A 13,908-nucleotide genomic window follows, 5' to 3' on the forward strand; every position below is an offset into this window, starting at 1 on the left:
CCACCGCCAGTCTAGGGGACCGGGTTCTCGGCAGATCCACAGCATTCCGATATGGGCGTCTCGTACTCTGGGACCTCCAAGGGGAGTACTCCGACACGGTCTGGTCGTCATTACGGATGCATCGCATCCCGGCCCACCGGTCCCGATTCGGGATGGAGAAGACTTTGGCGCTGTTCTGCCACGCCGAATCTGGAGTATCCCTTGGACGTCACCCCTCTCATCTGGGTCATCACGATCGCGGTCACGATCGCGTTCTTCGTGTACGAGTTCTTCGCCCACGTGCGCACGCCGCACGAGCCGACCATCGGTGAATCCGCCCGCTGGTCCATCTTCTACATCAGCCTGGCGCTGCTCTTCGGCGTGGGCATCGGCATGGTCTCCGGGTGGACGTACGGCGGCGAGTACTTCGCCGGGTACCTCACCGAGAAGGCCCTGTCGATCGACAATCTCTTCGTGTTCCTGATCGTCATGACCGGGTTCGCCGTGCCGAAGATCTACCAGCAGAAGGTGCTGATGATCGGCATCGTGATCGCCCTGATCCTGCGCGGCATCTTCATCGCGGTCGGCGCGACGCTGATCGAGAACTTCTCCTGGATCTTCTACGTGTTCGGCGCGCTCCTGCTCTTCCTCGCCTACCGGCAGGCGTTCAGCAACCACGAGAGCAACCCCGCGAACGGCCGCTTCATGACCTTCGTGCGCCGTCACCTCCCCGTCAGCGAGGAGTACAACAACGACCGGCTGACCGTCGTCAAGAACGGGAAGCGCTTCGTCACCCCGATGCTGCTGACCATCATCGCGATCGGGTTCATCGACCTCGTGTTCGCCGTCGACTCGATCCCCGCGATCTACGGTCTCACCGATCAGGCGTACATCGTGTTCACCGCCAACGCGTTCGCCCTCATGGGGCTGCGCCAGCTGTACTTCCTCATCGGCGGACTGCTGGAGCGCCTGGTCTACTTGGCCCAGGGCCTCGCCGTGATCCTCGCGTTCATCGGCGTGAAGCTGGTGCTGCACGCGCTGCACGTCAACGAGGTCCCCTTCATCAACAACGGCGAGCCGATGCTGTGGGCGCCCGAGATCCCGATCTGGTTCTCGCTGCTCTTCATCGCCGCGACCATCGCCGTCGCCACCGTCGCGAGTCTGCTCAAGACCCGCAAGACCGCTTCTCTTCCCCCCACGACCGGCACCACCCCCATCGACAAGGAGCACTCTTGAGCGCGCAGCGCTGTTCTGACTCTTCGGACTCTGACAGTACGGGCGCCCGGTTCATCCCGGGCGCTCACCCCGCACCCGGAAAGGAAGCCCGCTGATGGGCGACCTGCTCCTGAACATCGCCCTCGTCCTCGTGTTCGTGCTGATCGGCGGCGTCTTCGCGGCGACCGAGATGGCGCTGGTCACGCTGCGAGAGAGCCAGATCAACGCGATCGGCCAGCGCGGGAAGCGCGGCGCCAAGGTCGCCGGGCTGGCCCGCAACCCCAACACCTTCCTCTCGGCGGTGCAGATCGGCGTGACCGTGGCGGGCTTCGCGTCTGCCGCCTACGGCGCCACCTCGATCGCTCCGTCGCTCGCGCCCCTGTTCGAGAGCTGGGGACTCGCCCCCGCCGTGGCGCTCACGGTCGCCACCCTCGTGCTCACCCTCGTGATCGCGTACCTGTCGCTCGTGCTCGGCGAGCTCGTGCCGAAGCGTCTCGCGATCCAGCGCAACGCCCAGTTCGCGTATGCCGTCGCCCCGGCCCTGAACGGCTTCGCGACCGTCATGCGACCGGTGATCTGGCTGCTGTCCGTGTCGACGAACGCCCTCGTGCGCCTGCTCGGCGGCGACCCGCACAAGACCAGCGACGAGCTGACCGACGAGGAGGTGCGCGACATCGTCGCGACGCACCAGGGGCTGCCCGACGACGAGCGCCGCATCCTCGACGACGTGCTGTCGCTGCGCGGCCGCCAGGTGAGCGAGGTCATGCGACCGCGACCCGAGGTGGTGGCGCTCGACCAGGCCGCCACCGTGGGCGCTGCCATGCAGCAGGTGCGGGAGCTGCCGTTCTCGCGCTACCCGGTGTCGGACACCTCGATCGACGACATCACCGGGTTCGTGCACGTGCGCGACCTGTTCGAGGCCGCGGCCGACGACCCGGAGCGACCGCTGGCGGCCCTCGTGCGCCAGATCCCCTACATCCCCTCGACCGCCCGGGTGCTGCCGACGCTGACCCGCATGCGCGCGGAGGGCCACCACATCGCGGTCGTCGTCGACGAGTACGGCGGCACGGACGGGCTCGTGACGCTCGAGGACCTGGTGGAGGAGGTTGTGGGCGAGATCTTCGACGAGTACGACGCCGAGGTGTTCATCTCGGCCGACGACGGGCTCGACGGACGCCTCAACCTGCAGGACTTCGAGGAGGCCACCGGGCTGGCCATGCCGCGCGGATCGTCGGACACCATCGCCGGATTCGTCACGGAACAGCTCGGACGCCTCGCGGTGGTCGGCGACACGGTCGAGGTGCCCGGCGCGACCATCCAGGTGGCAGAGGTGGATCGGCGCCGGATCGCCCGGGTGCGGGTGACGCTGCACGCCGAGCCGGAGCCCGCCGCGGAGCACTGAGCGCGGGGCGTCCGGCCGGCATGGTCAGGCCGGACGCACCGCGCTGCCGAGCTCGCTCAGGCCCTCGCTCAGAACCTCGACCAGCAGCCGCGCATAGCGGCCGTCGGGGTCGAGGTCGGGATCGAACACGGTGATGCTCGCACCGATCGCCCGCGGAGCGAGGCCCCGCAGCAGCGCCGTCAGCTCGTCGGGGGAGAGGCCGCCGGGATCGGGGCTGTCCACCGCGGGCATCACCGTGGGGTCGAGCACGTCGACGTCGAGCTGGAGCCAGTACCCCTCGCCCGCCGCTGCGGCGGACTCGGACGCGACGGCCTGGGCTCCGCGCGCGGAGACCTCGGCGGCGGGGGTCACGCGTGCCAGGAGGCCGCGAACCTCCTCCTGCTCCTCGTCGTCGTCGCGGTGTCCGACGTGGGCGGTGCGCCCCGCCGGGAAGTAGGGGGACAGGCCGTCGATGTCGGCGATGGCCGGCCAGTGCAGGCCGATCGCCGCCGCCAGGGCCTCGCCGGCGACGGCCGCGCACTCCTCGCTGTTGCCGGGGTGGCGGAAATCGGTGTGGCCGTCGATGTGCACGAGTCCCGCTCCGCCGCGTCTCTTCAGAGCGATCCCGGCGCCGACGAGGATGCCGCAGTCGCCGCCGATCACCAGGGGTGCCTGCCCCGCGTCGATCGCGTCGCCGATGCGCGCGGCCAGGCGCAGCGAGTGGTCGACGAACGCGGCCTCGTTGCGGACCCGACCGGCCGGACGCACGTCGTCGTCGGCCACGTACCGGCCGGGGAGGACGACGCCGGAGTCGGTCGCGCCCCGGGCGGCGAACCGCTCGTAGAGCCCCGCCTCGCGCAACGCCTCCGGCGCTTTCGCCGAGCCGGGCACGCTCCCGGGCTCGGGCGGACGGAGGCCGAGGTTGCTGGGAGCGGACAGAAGAGTGATCATGCGGTCCACTCTGGCGGGGGCGACCGACATTCGCTCCGCCCGCGCGAGGGGAGCGGATTCAGCGCTCGTGGTCGTGGTCGTGCTCGTGGTCGTGGTCGTGGTCGTGGTCGTGCTCCTCGAGGAGCATGCCGACCGAGGTCGCGCACGCGTCACCGCGCCAGGCCTCGATCCCCTCGCGGACGGCGAAGCCCGCGATGACGAGCCCCGCGACCGCGTCGGCCCACCACCACCCCAGCAGCGAGTTCGCCACGAGTCCGACGAGCACGGCGGCGGACAGATACGTGCAGATCAGCGTCTGCATCGAGTCCGCGACCGCGGTGGCCGACCCCAGCTCGCGCCCCGCCCGGCGCTCGGCGAGGGAGAGGAACGGCATCACGACCACGCTCACCGCGGTCAGCACGATCCCGACCGTGCTGTGCTCCGGCCGCTCCTGCGCGATCAGGGCCAGGACGGAACTCGCCGTCACGTACAGCGCGAGCGCGAAGAACGCGACCCCGATGACCCGCAGCGTCGGCTTCTCCCAGCGCTCGGGATCGGGCCGCGTGAACTGCCAGGCGACCGCCGCCGCCGAGAGCACCTCGATCGTGGAGTCGAGCCCGAACCCGATCAGTGCGGCGGAGGAGGCCACGGAGCCCGCGGCGACGGCGATGATGGCCTCGATCACGTTGTAGCCGATCGTGACGCCCACGATCACGCGGATGCGGCGGTGCAGCGTCTGCCGGCGGGGCTCGGCGACCACGGCCGCCATCAGCAGGTGCACCCCTCGCCGTCGCAGCAGTCCGGGTCGACGATCAGGGTGACCCGCATCAGCATGTCGAGCGCGGGAGCGAGGTGGCGGTCCGACAGGCGGTAGAGGCTGCGTCGCCCGTCGGCCGTGCTCTCGACGAGTCCGCAGCCGCGCAGGCACGCGAGATGGTTCGACATCGCCTGCCGCGAGACGCCGAGCGCCTCCGCGAGCTCGGCCGGGTACCGCGGCGACGACCGGAGGGCGAGCAGGATCCCGGCGCGCGTCGTGTCGGACAGCGCGTGCCCGAGGCGGGCGACGGCGGCGGTGTGCGGAGTCGAGGCGAGCGCAGTGGTCACCCCTGAACAGTACAGAAAGAAGTGAATTCAGAAAAGAGTGAAGCGGGAGGGGCAACGGATGCGACCGCCCCTCCCGCCGCGATCTCAGCGGATCGCGTACACCGCGCCGCCGACGATCACGGCCACCACGGTGGTCCAGCCGATGATCGCGACCGCCTGCCACACGAGGATCCGTCCCTTGCCCACGCCCGACGCCGCGAGCATGGTCGCGGTGAAGTGCGTGGGCAGCAGCAGCGGTCCCAGCAGGCTCACGCCGGGGACGCCGTAGCGCTCGAACGCCCGCTGGAACTTCTCGCGCCGTGCGGAGCCGCGCCCCTGCTCGGCCGCGGGCGCGGGTGCTACGTCATCCTCCAGGCTGCTCCCGCCGCCCGCGAGTGCGGCCTGCCGCGCCCTCGACCGGTCGACGATCGCGCGCCGCGCCCCCGAGCTCGCGAGCACCAGGACGGCCACGCACACGAAGTTGCCCACCATCGCCGCGACGGCCGCCACCACCGGGGGGATGCCGCCGATGATCCCGATGCCCGCGGCACCCTCGCCCTCGATGAACGGCACCGCGCCGGCGAGAGCGACGATGAGGGGCTGCACCAGGTCGGGGACCTGGGCGACGAGGTTCTGGAACGTCTCGACGAGGTTCATGGGAGGGGCCTCCGGGAGTTTCGGCGGACGGGCTCTCCGTCGCCATGACCCCAGTCCACCGGAGGCGGGACGGCTGTGACAGTGCCGCGGCGTCACCTCTCTCCGGGCGCTTCACCCGCCGATCCCGTGACATCTGTCACGGCCCTATCGTGGGGAGCGTGACCCGCATCCCCCCGGCCTCCACCGTCGAACCAGCGCCCGGCTCCCGGCAGCTCGCCCGTGGCATCACCGCCACCTGGTGGTACACGGTGACCGCGGTGCTGTTCATCGAGCTCATGCTCGTCGGGGCATGGACGGGCATCGCGGCCGCGGTCGACCTGCGCGGCGGCGTGCTGCTCGTGGTGGGGCTGGGCGGCGTGGTGTGGTGCGCGTCGACGCTGCTGCTGCTGCTGGACTACCGCCACCGGCTGGAGGCCGGTCCGGGGGTGGAGTGGCGGCGCCTGGTGCTGCCGTTCGCGGTGGCGGTGGCCTACGGGGGCACGGCCGGGCTCCTCGTGGGCAGCTGGGAGCTGGCGGGCATGCCGATCGTGCAGTTCTTCGTGCTGCTGCGGTGGCCGCGCGGTGTCCGCGTGCGGGTGGTCGTCGCGGCGACCGTCGTGCTGGTGGGGCTCGCGGTGATCGACACCGCCGCCGACGGCTTCGGGGTGGGCATCCCGTGGTGGCTGCCGATCGTGTACGCGGCGATGCTGCCGGGGATGACCGTCAGCTCGCTGTGGTGGTGGGACGTGCTGGTGACGCTCGACCGGGCTCGAGCCTCGGAGGCCCGGCTCGCCGCGACCCAGGAGCGGCTGCGGGTCGCCACCGACGTCCATGACCTGCAGGGGCATCACCTGCAGGTGATCGCGCTGCAGCTGGAGCTCGCGGAGCGGCTGCTGCCCGTGGACGCGCCCGCCGGAATGGAGCAGCTGCGCGCGGCGCGGGTGAGCGTGGACGAGGCGCGCCAGGGGACCAGGGACCTCGCGACGCGGTTCCGGTCGGTCCCGCTGGGCGATGAGCTGGCGAACGCGCGCGACCTGCTGGGCGCGGCAGGGCTGGACGTCGAGGCGCGCATCGCGACCGACGCGAATGCGGCGCCCGCGGCCGACCTCGGCCCGGTGATCCGGGAGACGACCACGAACGTGCTGCGCCACGGCGGTGGAGAGCGCGCGCGGCTGGTGCTCGAGCGCACGCGCGACGGGTGGCGGTACGAGATCGCCAACGGGGTCCCGGACGGGGACGGGGGCGCGGGCGACGTGGAGGACGGGCACGGCGGCTCGGGGCTGGAGGGTGTACGGCGGCGGATCGCGGACGCGGGCGGCACGCTCGACGTGCGCGGCGACGCGGATGAGTTCGTGGTCGTGGTGACCGTGCCGTCCGCGGGGGAGGGCGCGCGATGATCCGGGTGCTGCTGGCGGACGACGAGGGGATGATCCGGTCGGCACTCGCCGCGCTGCTGCGGCTGGAGGACGACATCGAGGTCGTCGCGGAGTGCGCCGACGGGGAACAGGCCGTGGCGGAGGCGCTGCGGCTGCGACCGGACGTGTGCCTGCTCGACCTGGAGATGCCGGGGCTCGACGGGGTGCAGGTCGCGGAGCGGCTCGGCCGGGAGATCGCGACCCGGTGCGTGGTGGTCACCCGTCACGCGCGACCGGGCGTGCTGCGGCGTGCACTGGCCTCCGGGGTGTCGGGGTTCCTGCCGAAGTCGCGCGGGGCGGACGAGGTCGCGGCGGTGATCCGGCGGGTCGCCGCGGGAGCGCGCTACGTCGACCCGGAGATCGCGGCGGATGCGCTGAGCGACGAGCGCTCGCCGCTGACCGACCGCGAGCTGGACGTGCTGCGGGCCGGGCGGCGGGGTGAGACGACAGGGCAGATCGCCAGGGCGCTCTCGCTCGCACCCGGAACGGTGCGGAACCACATCTCGGTGATCCTCGGCAAGCTGTCGGTGGCCACACGTCAGCAGGCGGTGCTGCTCGCGGAGGAGCGCGGCTGGATCTGAGCGGCCGATATGCTGGCTCGCATGGGAACAATATGCGCCGCGCCCGTGATGGGGCGCACTCTCGTGTTCCGCGACCGCCGCGCCTGACGGCGCGCTCGCTCTCCGCACGCCTCCGCGCGCCGTCCACAGAGATGTCATCGCACCTCGGGACGGGCTCTTTTCGCCGACTCCGCTCGCGCGTCCCTCGCCGAGGTGCTCCGATCCTCTTCCCGGAGCGCACCCATGCCTCGCAACCGTCCTCGTTCGATCCACGGCGGCCGCCACGAACTCGGCCAGAACTTCCTCCATCACGCCCCGACGCTCGACCACATCCTCTCGCTGGTCGAGCGCACGTCCGGCCCCATCCTCGAGCTCGGCGCCGGTGACGGTGCCCTGACGCGTCCCCTCGCCCGCCTCGGTCGTCCCCTCACCGCGATCGACGTGGACGAGCACCGCGTACGTCGGCTTCGATCCGACCTCCCGCAGGTACGCGTCGAGGCCGCGGATGCGACACGTCACCCGTTCGACGCCGAGGTGGTGGTGGGCAACGTCCCCTTCCACCTGACCACGCCGATCCTCCGTCGTCTGCTGGCGACGGGGCGATGGCGACACGCGGTACTGCTGACCCAGTGGGAGGTCGCTCGGAAACGCGCCGGAGTCGGCGGCGGGACCCTGATGACCGCACAGTCCGCGCCGTGGTTCGTGTTCGCCCTGGAGGGCCGTGTTCCGGCGTGGGGCTTCCGGCCGCAGCCGAGCGTCGACGGGGGGCTGCTGACGATCGCCCGGCGCGGGTCGCCGCTCGTGCCCGCGACGGATCGCCGCGCGTACGAGGCCTTCGTTCGGCGCATGTTCACCGGGCGCGGGAGCTCGCTCCCCGCGATCGTGGCCTCCGCAGGCGGCCTGTCGATGCCCCAGGCGCGCCGGGCCGTCGCCTCGGTGCGAGCGCAGGACCGCCGCCTCCCCCGTGATCTGGGCCCGGAGCAGTGGGCGGGGCTGTGGCGCGAGGCGGGGCGGAGGCCATGAGGGGTGGTGGCGCCCCCTCCGTCACGCGTCCGGCGGCGTCTTCGCGGCCTGCGAGAATGGAGGCGCCGAGTCCCGAGCCGAGGAGCCACCGTGCCGTTCATCTCCACCCGTGGCGGCATGCAGCCGCAGTCCTTCAGCGAAACCCTGCTCGAAGGGCTCGCGCCCGACGGAGGCCTGGCGGTTCCCGAGGTCATGCCCGAGGTCGACGGTGAGACCCTGGAGCGCTGGCGCGCACTCACGTACCCGCAGCTCGCGACCGAGGTGCTGGGGCTGTTCGCGACCGACATCCCCCGCGAGGATCTGGCGCGCATGACGGCCGCCGCCTACGCCGACTTCCCCGACGGGGTGGTGCCGCTGCGCCGCATCGACGACGACCTCACGCTGGTCGGTCTCTCCGAGGGGCCGACGCTGGCTTTCAAGGACATGGCGATGCAGTTCCTCGGGCAGGTGCTCGAGTACACCCTGGAGCGTCAGGGATCGGTGCTGAACATCCTCGGCGCGACCTCGGGCGACACCGGGTCGGCGGCCGAGCACGCCCTCCGCGGCAAGGAGCGGGTGTCGGTGTTCATGCTGTCGCCGCAGGGCCGCATGAGCGCGTTCCAGCGGGCGCAGATGTTCTCGCTCGACGACGCCAACGTGCACAACATCGCGGTGGAGGGCGTGTTCGACGACTGCCAGAACCTGGTCAAGAAGCTCGCCGGCGACCTCGACTTCAAGCGCACCCAGCACCTCGGCGCCGTCAACTCCATCAACCTCGCGCGCATCACCGCGCAGACCGTCTACTACTTCTGGGCGTGGCTGCGGGCCACCGACGCGGGCGGCTGGGCCGAGGTGTCGTTCACCGTGCCCTCGGGCAACTTCGGCAACATCCTGTCGGGCTTCTTCGCGAAGCAGATGGGCCTGCCGATCCGCCGCCTCGTGCTGGCCGCGAACGAGAACAACGTGCTCGACGAGTTCTTCCGCACGGGCGTCTACCGGCCGCGCAGCGCCGCGCAGACCCTCGCCACCTCGAGCCCCTCGATGGACATCTCGAAGGCGTCGAACCTGGAGCGCTTCATCTTCGAGCTGGTCGACCGCGACCCGGCGCGGGTGGTCGGCGCGTGGGACGACCTGGAGGCGCAGGGCTACGTCGACTTCTCGGCGGAGCAGGAGCGGTTCGCGGAGGAGTTCGGCATCGTCAGCGGCACCTCGACCCATGAGGACCGGCTGGCCACCATCCGCGCCGTGTACGAGGCCTCGGGCGAAGTGATCGACCCGCACACCGCCGACGGCGTCAAGGTCGCCCGCGAGTATGTGGAGCCGGGCGTTCCGATGCTCGTGCTGGAGACCGCCAAGCCGGAGAAGTTCGCGGAGACCATCCACGAGGCGATCGGCGTCGAGCTCGGCTACTCGCCCGAGCTGCGCGCGATGCTCGACGCCCCCCAGCACGTGACGGAGATGGCCGACGACGAGCAGGCCCTGCGCGCGTTCATCGCGGAGAACGCCCTGCACTGACACCGAGGCCCTTCATCGCGAAAGACCCCCGACCGCCGGCGCGGTCGGGGGTCTTCGTCCTTCCAGGGGAACTTATCAGGCAGTAACTGCCAAGAGTTGTTACTGTATCTGCATGAATGAAAGTGCGGACTCCGTCCCGACGGCCATCGAGGCGCGTCATCTGTCCAAGTCCTACGGGAAGGGCGAGAGCAGATTCCTGGCTCTCGACGACGTGTCGTTGCGGGTGCGGCGGGGCGAGTCCCTGGCCATCGTCGGCAAGAGCGGGTCGGGCAAGTCCACGCTGATGCACCTCCTCGCTCTCCTGGACCGCCCCGACGCCGGAGAGGTGCGGGTGGACGGCGCCGATGCGGCGACGCTGTCGCCGCGGGCGGTGAACCGGATCCGCAACCGCCGCTTCGGCTTCGTCTTCCAGCAGTTCTTCGTCACCCCCGGTGCCTCGGTGCTCGACAACGTCATCCTCCCGCTCACGATCGCGGGGATCCCCGCCGCCGAGAGGCGACGCCGCGGCATTGAGGCCCTGCGCCGCTTCGGCCTGGAGGACAAGGCGCGGGGCCGTGCGAACGACCTGTCCGGCGGGCAGAAGCAGCGCGTCGTGCTGGCTCGGGCGCTCGTGTCCGAGCCCGAGGTCATCTTCGCCGACGAGCCGACGGGAAACCTCGACAGCGCGACCGGCGCCGTCGTCGAAGATGAGCTCTTCGCGCTCCAGCGCGACCACGGAATCACCCTCGTCATCGTCACGCACGACGACGACCTCGCCGCACGATGCGACCGCCGGGTCGTGGTGCGCGACGGGCGCCTGGAGGATGCGACGGGGGTGGCGGCATGAACGCGCTCGACCTGGTGCGCACCGCCGCGTCGCACACGTTCCGCAGCAAGCTGCGCACCACGCTGACCGTGCTGGCGCTGTTCGTCGGAGCGTTCACGCTCACCCTCACGACCGCACTGGGCGCCGGTGTCTCCGACTACGTCGCGAAGCAGGTGGCGTCGCTCGGCGCCGACGACGTGCTGCTCATCTCGGCGGGGACGGGGACGGCGACCGACGCCGGGCCCCAGCCGTACGATCCCGCGACCTCCACGGCCTCCGGGGGTCCTGCCAATCCACTCACCGGCGGGGGAGCGCTGACGCCGCAGGACATCTCCGCGCTCGAGGGTATCGACGGACTGCGTGACGTGTCGCCCGTCTCGGCCGTCGCGGTCGACTGGATCCAGGGACCGGGGTCGCAGAAGTACGAGTTCGCGATCGCGCCCACCTCGTCGATCGCGCGGGCGGACCTCGTCGCCGGCTCGCAGCTGGATGCCGAGGCCACCGAGAACCAGATCACCCTCCCGCTCGACGACGTCGAGCCGCTCGGCTGGGCCGACCCCGGCGACGCGGTCGGTGCACGGGTCGAATTGGGGTTCACCGACGTGCTCGGCGGCCCCCACACCATCGAGGCGACCGTCGTGGGCGTCTCGAACACGAGCCTGCTCAACGCCGGCGCCGGGGCCAACGCCGCCCTGGTCGACGCGATCGCGGCGGAGCAGCGCGCCGGGTCGTCGGCGCCGGAGCGCTTCCAGGTCGCGGTGGCCTCCTTCGACCCGAACGCCAGCGCCGACGACGTGCGCGACCTGAAGGACCGGGTCGCTGACGCGGGGATGACCGCGCAGACGATCCAGGACCAGCTCGGCATCGTGCAGACGGTCATCGGCGGCATCACCGGTGTGCTCAACGCGTTCGCCGTGATCGCTCTGCTCGCGGCCGCTTTCGGCATCATCAACACGCTGCTGATGAGCGTGCAGGAGCGCACGCGCGAGATCGGGCTCATGAAGGCCATGGGGATGAGCAACGGACGGGTGTTCGCGCTCTTCAGCATCGAGGCGGCGATCATCGGCGTGCTCGGCAGCGTGCTCGGCGTCGTCGTGGCCGTGCTGGTGGGACTGCCGCTCAATGCGGCTCTCGCCCAGGGGCCGCTCTCGGGTCTCGCCGGTCTTGACCTGCTGCTCTTCCAGCCGCAGGGGATGCTGGGCGTCGTCGCGCTCATCGTCGTCATCGCATTCCTGGCGGGCACGCTACCGGCGCGACGCGCGTCGCTGAAGTCACCCATCGACGCGCTGCGATACGAATAGAGCATGCCCGCGCCCGCAACCCCGCACAGCAGCAACGCCCGCGGACGGGCGACGGCGCGCGCGATCGAGACCGCGGCGGTGCGGCTGGCCCTGGAGAAGGGGCCGGCCGCACTGACGGTCGACGAGATCTGCGCGGCGGCCGGCGTCAAGCAGCGCACGTTCTTCAATCATTTCCCGACCAAAGAGGACGCGCTCCTCGGCAGCGCGCTGCCCCGGCTCAACGAGCAGCGGGTGCGCGAGTACCTCAGCGATGCGACGGTGGGCGTGCTCAGCGGCGCTCTGGGTCTGGTCGAGCTGCCGGCGTCCCCCGACGGGCAGGAGGACCTCGCGGCAGCTCGCATGCGCGTCCTCGCCGCTTCGCCGGCCCTCGCCGAGCGCCAGGCGGGTCGGCTGCTGCCGTTGGCGCGCGAGGTCAACGAGGTCATCCGCCTCAAGCTGGGTGCCGTCGGCCCCGACCAGGCGGCGGAGCGCATCGACGCCGCCGCGTCCGTGCTCACCCGCATCGCGAGCACGCTCGTACTGCAAGCCGGGCGGGCGGGCGAGGCGGAGCCCGGCCTCGACGATCTCCGGTGGATCTGGGACCGCCTGCTCTGACGTCGCGTGCAGAGTGCACAGCGACGGGCGATGTTCGTGCGGATCGCACATGTCGGGCGGTGAGGCGCGGTGGCTACGGTGGCGGCAACCCGTTCCCCCCTCCTCCCGAAGGATCCTCATGGCACGCACGGCGCACGCAGACGACTTCGCGCTCTCCCGAGTCACACCGGAGGCCCGCAAGCCCTGGTTCGGAATCGCAGTGCAGCGATTCGGACAGGTCTCGGCCCTCTCGCAGTTCCTCCTCGGCGCGACCCTCGGCTACAGCATGACGTTCGGCGAGGCCGTCCTCGCCTTCCTGTTCGGCTCGATCATCCTCGAGGTGATCATGTGCGTGGTCGGTTTCATCGGCCAGCGCGAAGGCCTGAACACCGCCCTCCTCGCCCGCTGGACCGGCTTCGGCGAGATCGGCGCCTCGCTGGTCGGCCTCGCGATCGGCATCAGCCTGATCGGCTGGTTCGGTATCCAGTCGGCGATCTCGGCGCAGTCGCTCGACGCCCTCATGCCCGGCGCCCTGCCGGTGTGGGCGTGGAGCCTCATCTTCGGCCTCGCGGTGACCGCGATCGTGGCCTTCGGCTTCGTCGGCATGCAGTGGCTCGCGAACATCACGGTGCCGCTGTTCCTGATCCTGGTGGGATGGTCGGTCATCTCCGAGCTGAGCCGCCACGACATCGGTGAACTGCTGACCGGTCCGGCCCCCGGCCCCACCATGAGCGTGTGGGCGGGCACCGGCATCGTCGCGGGCGGCCTCATCGTCGGCGCCATCATCACCGGCGACATGACCCGCTTCAACCGCTCGCGCGCCGACGTCGTCAAGCAGACCGTGCTGGGCGTCTCGCTCGGCGAGTTCGTGATCGGCCTGGCCGGCGTGCTCCTCGCGCACGCCGCCGCCACCGGCGACATCGTCGCGATCGTCACCTCGTCGGTGGGCTTCATCGGCCTGTTCATCGTGCTGACCGGCACGCTGAAGATCAACGACTGGAACCTGTACTCCTCCACCCTCGGCCTGGTGAACTTCATCTCCACCGCGTTCGGCAAGAACCTGCACCGCGTGACCACCACGATCGTGCTCGGCGTCGTCGGCTCGGTGCTCGCCGCGGTCGGCATCCTCGGGCAGTTCACCGAGTTCCTGATCGTGCTCAGCGTCGCGTTCCCGCCCATCGCCGGCATCATGGTCGCCGAGTACTACGTGGTGCGGCGCTGGCGTCCCGAGCTCGACGCGACCCGCGAGCAGGGCACGCTTCCAGCCACCGCTCCGCGCATCGTCCCCGCGACCATCGTCGTCTGGCTGGTCTCGTCCCTCGTCGGGTACTTCGTCACCTGGGGCATTCCGTCGCTGCTCAGCCTCTTCCTGTCGATGGTGCTGTACATCGTCGTCGGCAAGCTCGGCTGGGTGCGCGGCGTCGGCGTCGCCACCACGCGCCAGGCGAGCCCCGTCGACAGCGCCCCCGCGGCGGTCTGAGCGACCGCGACAGAACCACCCCACACGAAAGCG

General features: G+C 71.0%; 14 protein-coding genes. 10 read left to right on the forward strand and 4 right to left on the reverse strand.

Annotation, left to right across the window (positions count from 1 at the left end; all coding sequences use genetic code 11):
* The first annotated feature begins 201 nt into the window (after positions 1-201).
* Together KZC56_RS08545 and KZC56_RS08550 are read left to right on the forward strand one after the other, a co-directional pair.
* Entirely contained in the window at positions 202-1,215 is a 1,014-nt protein-coding gene (locus KZC56_RS08545) for a TerC family protein (RefSeq protein WP_136031711.1), read from the forward strand.
* 94 nt (positions 1,216-1,309) lie between these two features.
* The gene (locus tag KZC56_RS08550; RefSeq protein WP_136031713.1) at positions 1,310-2,596 is read left to right on the forward strand and encodes a hemolysin family protein; all 1,287 of its coding nucleotides are present in this window, start codon (positions 1,310-1,312) and stop codon (positions 2,594-2,596) included.
* Between the two features lie 24 nt (positions 2,597-2,620).
* Here KZC56_RS08550 and KZC56_RS08555 read toward each other — a convergent pair whose 3' ends face one another.
* From KZC56_RS08555 to KZC56_RS08570, 4 genes are all read right to left on the reverse strand, one after another.
* Positions 2,621-3,526, reverse strand: coding sequence for an arginase family protein (locus KZC56_RS08555; RefSeq protein ID WP_136031715.1), 906 nt, complete (start codon positions 3,524-3,526; stop codon positions 2,621-2,623).
* A gap of 58 nt (positions 3,527-3,584) precedes the next feature.
* Positions 3,585-4,274 carry a cation efflux transmembrane domain-containing protein gene (locus KZC56_RS08560; RefSeq protein WP_136031717.1) on the reverse strand — a complete coding sequence of 230 codons (690 nt, stop codon included), beginning with the start codon at positions 4,272-4,274 and terminating at the stop codon, positions 3,585-3,587.
* The gene (locus KZC56_RS08565) at positions 4,274-4,609 is read right to left on the reverse strand and encodes an ArsR/SmtB family transcription factor (protein WP_136031719.1); all 336 of its coding nucleotides are present in this window, start codon (positions 4,607-4,609) and stop codon (positions 4,274-4,276) included. The genes KZC56_RS08560 and KZC56_RS08565 overlap by 1 nt, the downstream gene beginning before the upstream one ends.
* A gap of 84 nt (positions 4,610-4,693) precedes the next feature.
* Positions 4,694-5,245 carry a small multidrug efflux protein gene (locus KZC56_RS08570; RefSeq protein WP_136031721.1) on the reverse strand — a complete coding sequence of 184 codons (552 nt, stop codon included), beginning with the start codon at positions 5,243-5,245 and terminating at the stop codon, positions 4,694-4,696.
* Between the two features lie 158 nt (positions 5,246-5,403).
* Between KZC56_RS08570 and KZC56_RS08575 the strand changes: the two genes are divergently transcribed.
* From KZC56_RS08575 to KZC56_RS08610, 8 genes are all read left to right on the forward strand, one after another.
* Positions 5,404-6,621: a sensor histidine kinase gene (locus tag KZC56_RS08575; protein ID WP_247638357.1), complete on the forward strand. Its 1,218-nt coding sequence runs from the start codon at positions 5,404-5,406 to the stop codon at positions 6,619-6,621.
* Entirely contained in the window at positions 6,618-7,220 is a 603-nt protein-coding gene (locus KZC56_RS08580) for a response regulator transcription factor (protein WP_136031725.1), read from the forward strand. The genes KZC56_RS08575 and KZC56_RS08580 overlap by 4 nt, the downstream gene beginning before the upstream one ends.
* Before the next feature lie 222 nt (positions 7,221-7,442).
* A complete protein-coding gene (gene erm / locus KZC56_RS08585; RefSeq protein WP_136031727.1) occupies positions 7,443-8,222 on the forward strand; it encodes a 23S ribosomal RNA methyltransferase Erm in 780 nt (259 codons plus the stop codon).
* Positions 8,223-8,312: 90 nt separating this feature from the next.
* Positions 8,313-9,716 carry a threonine synthase gene (gene thrC / locus KZC56_RS08590; RefSeq protein ID WP_136036492.1) on the forward strand — a complete coding sequence of 468 codons (1,404 nt, stop codon included), beginning with the start codon at positions 8,313-8,315 and terminating at the stop codon, positions 9,714-9,716.
* A gap of 112 nt (positions 9,717-9,828) precedes the next feature.
* Positions 9,829-10,542, forward strand: a complete 714-nt coding sequence (locus KZC56_RS08595; RefSeq protein WP_247638358.1) for an ABC transporter ATP-binding protein — start codon at positions 9,829-9,831, stop codon at positions 10,540-10,542.
* Positions 10,539-11,822: an ABC transporter permease gene (locus tag KZC56_RS08600; protein WP_136031733.1), complete on the forward strand. Its 1,284-nt coding sequence runs from the start codon at positions 10,539-10,541 to the stop codon at positions 11,820-11,822. Before KZC56_RS08595 ends, KZC56_RS08600 begins: the two co-directional genes overlap by 4 nt.
* A gap of 3 nt (positions 11,823-11,825) precedes the next feature.
* Positions 11,826-12,416: a TetR/AcrR family transcriptional regulator gene (locus tag KZC56_RS08605; RefSeq protein WP_247638359.1), complete on the forward strand. Its 591-nt coding sequence runs from the start codon at positions 11,826-11,828 to the stop codon at positions 12,414-12,416.
* Positions 12,417-12,534: 118 nt separating this feature from the next.
* On the forward strand, positions 12,535-13,875 hold the full coding sequence (locus KZC56_RS08610) for a purine-cytosine permease family protein (RefSeq protein ID WP_136031737.1): 1,341 nt from the start codon (positions 12,535-12,537) through the stop codon (positions 13,873-13,875).
* Positions 13,876-13,908 lie beyond the last annotated feature (33 nt).

This window comes from Microbacterium sufflavum (genome assembly GCF_023091155.1).
GTDB classification, from domain to species: Bacteria; Actinomycetota; Actinomycetes; order Actinomycetales; family Microbacteriaceae; genus Microbacterium; species Microbacterium sufflavum.

Excerpts from the sequence above, each read along its gene's own strand:
- erm (WP_136031727.1), top strand. The coding sequence starts at position 7,443 with ATGCCTCGCAACCGTCCTCGTTCGATCCACGGCGGCCGCCACGAACTC.
- KZC56_RS08555 (WP_136031715.1), bottom strand. The coding sequence starts at position 3,526 with ATGATCACTCTTCTGTCCGCTCCCAGCAACCTCGGCCTCCGTCCGCCC.
- KZC56_RS08570 (WP_136031721.1), bottom strand. The coding sequence starts at position 5,245 with ATGAACCTCGTCGAGACGTTCCAGAACCTCGTCGCCCAGGTCCCCGAC.
- KZC56_RS08595 (WP_247638358.1), top strand. The coding sequence starts at position 9,829 with ATGAATGAAAGTGCGGACTCCGTCCCGACGGCCATCGAGGCGCGTCAT.
- KZC56_RS08600 (WP_136031733.1), top strand. The coding sequence starts at position 10,539 with ATGAACGCGCTCGACCTGGTGCGCACCGCCGCGTCGCACACGTTCCGC.
- KZC56_RS08610 (WP_136031737.1), top strand. The coding sequence starts at position 12,535 with ATGGCACGCACGGCGCACGCAGACGACTTCGCGCTCTCCCGAGTCACA.
- KZC56_RS08605 (WP_247638359.1), top strand. The coding sequence starts at position 11,826 with ATGCCCGCGCCCGCAACCCCGCACAGCAGCAACGCCCGCGGACGGGCG.
- KZC56_RS08550 (WP_136031713.1), top strand. The coding sequence starts at position 1,310 with ATGGGCGACCTGCTCCTGAACATCGCCCTCGTCCTCGTGTTCGTGCTG.
- KZC56_RS08580 (WP_136031725.1), top strand. The coding sequence starts at position 6,618 with ATGATCCGGGTGCTGCTGGCGGACGACGAGGGGATGATCCGGTCGGCA.
- KZC56_RS08560 (WP_136031717.1), bottom strand. The coding sequence starts at position 4,274 with ATGGCGGCCGTGGTCGCCGAGCCCCGCCGGCAGACGCTGCACCGCCGC.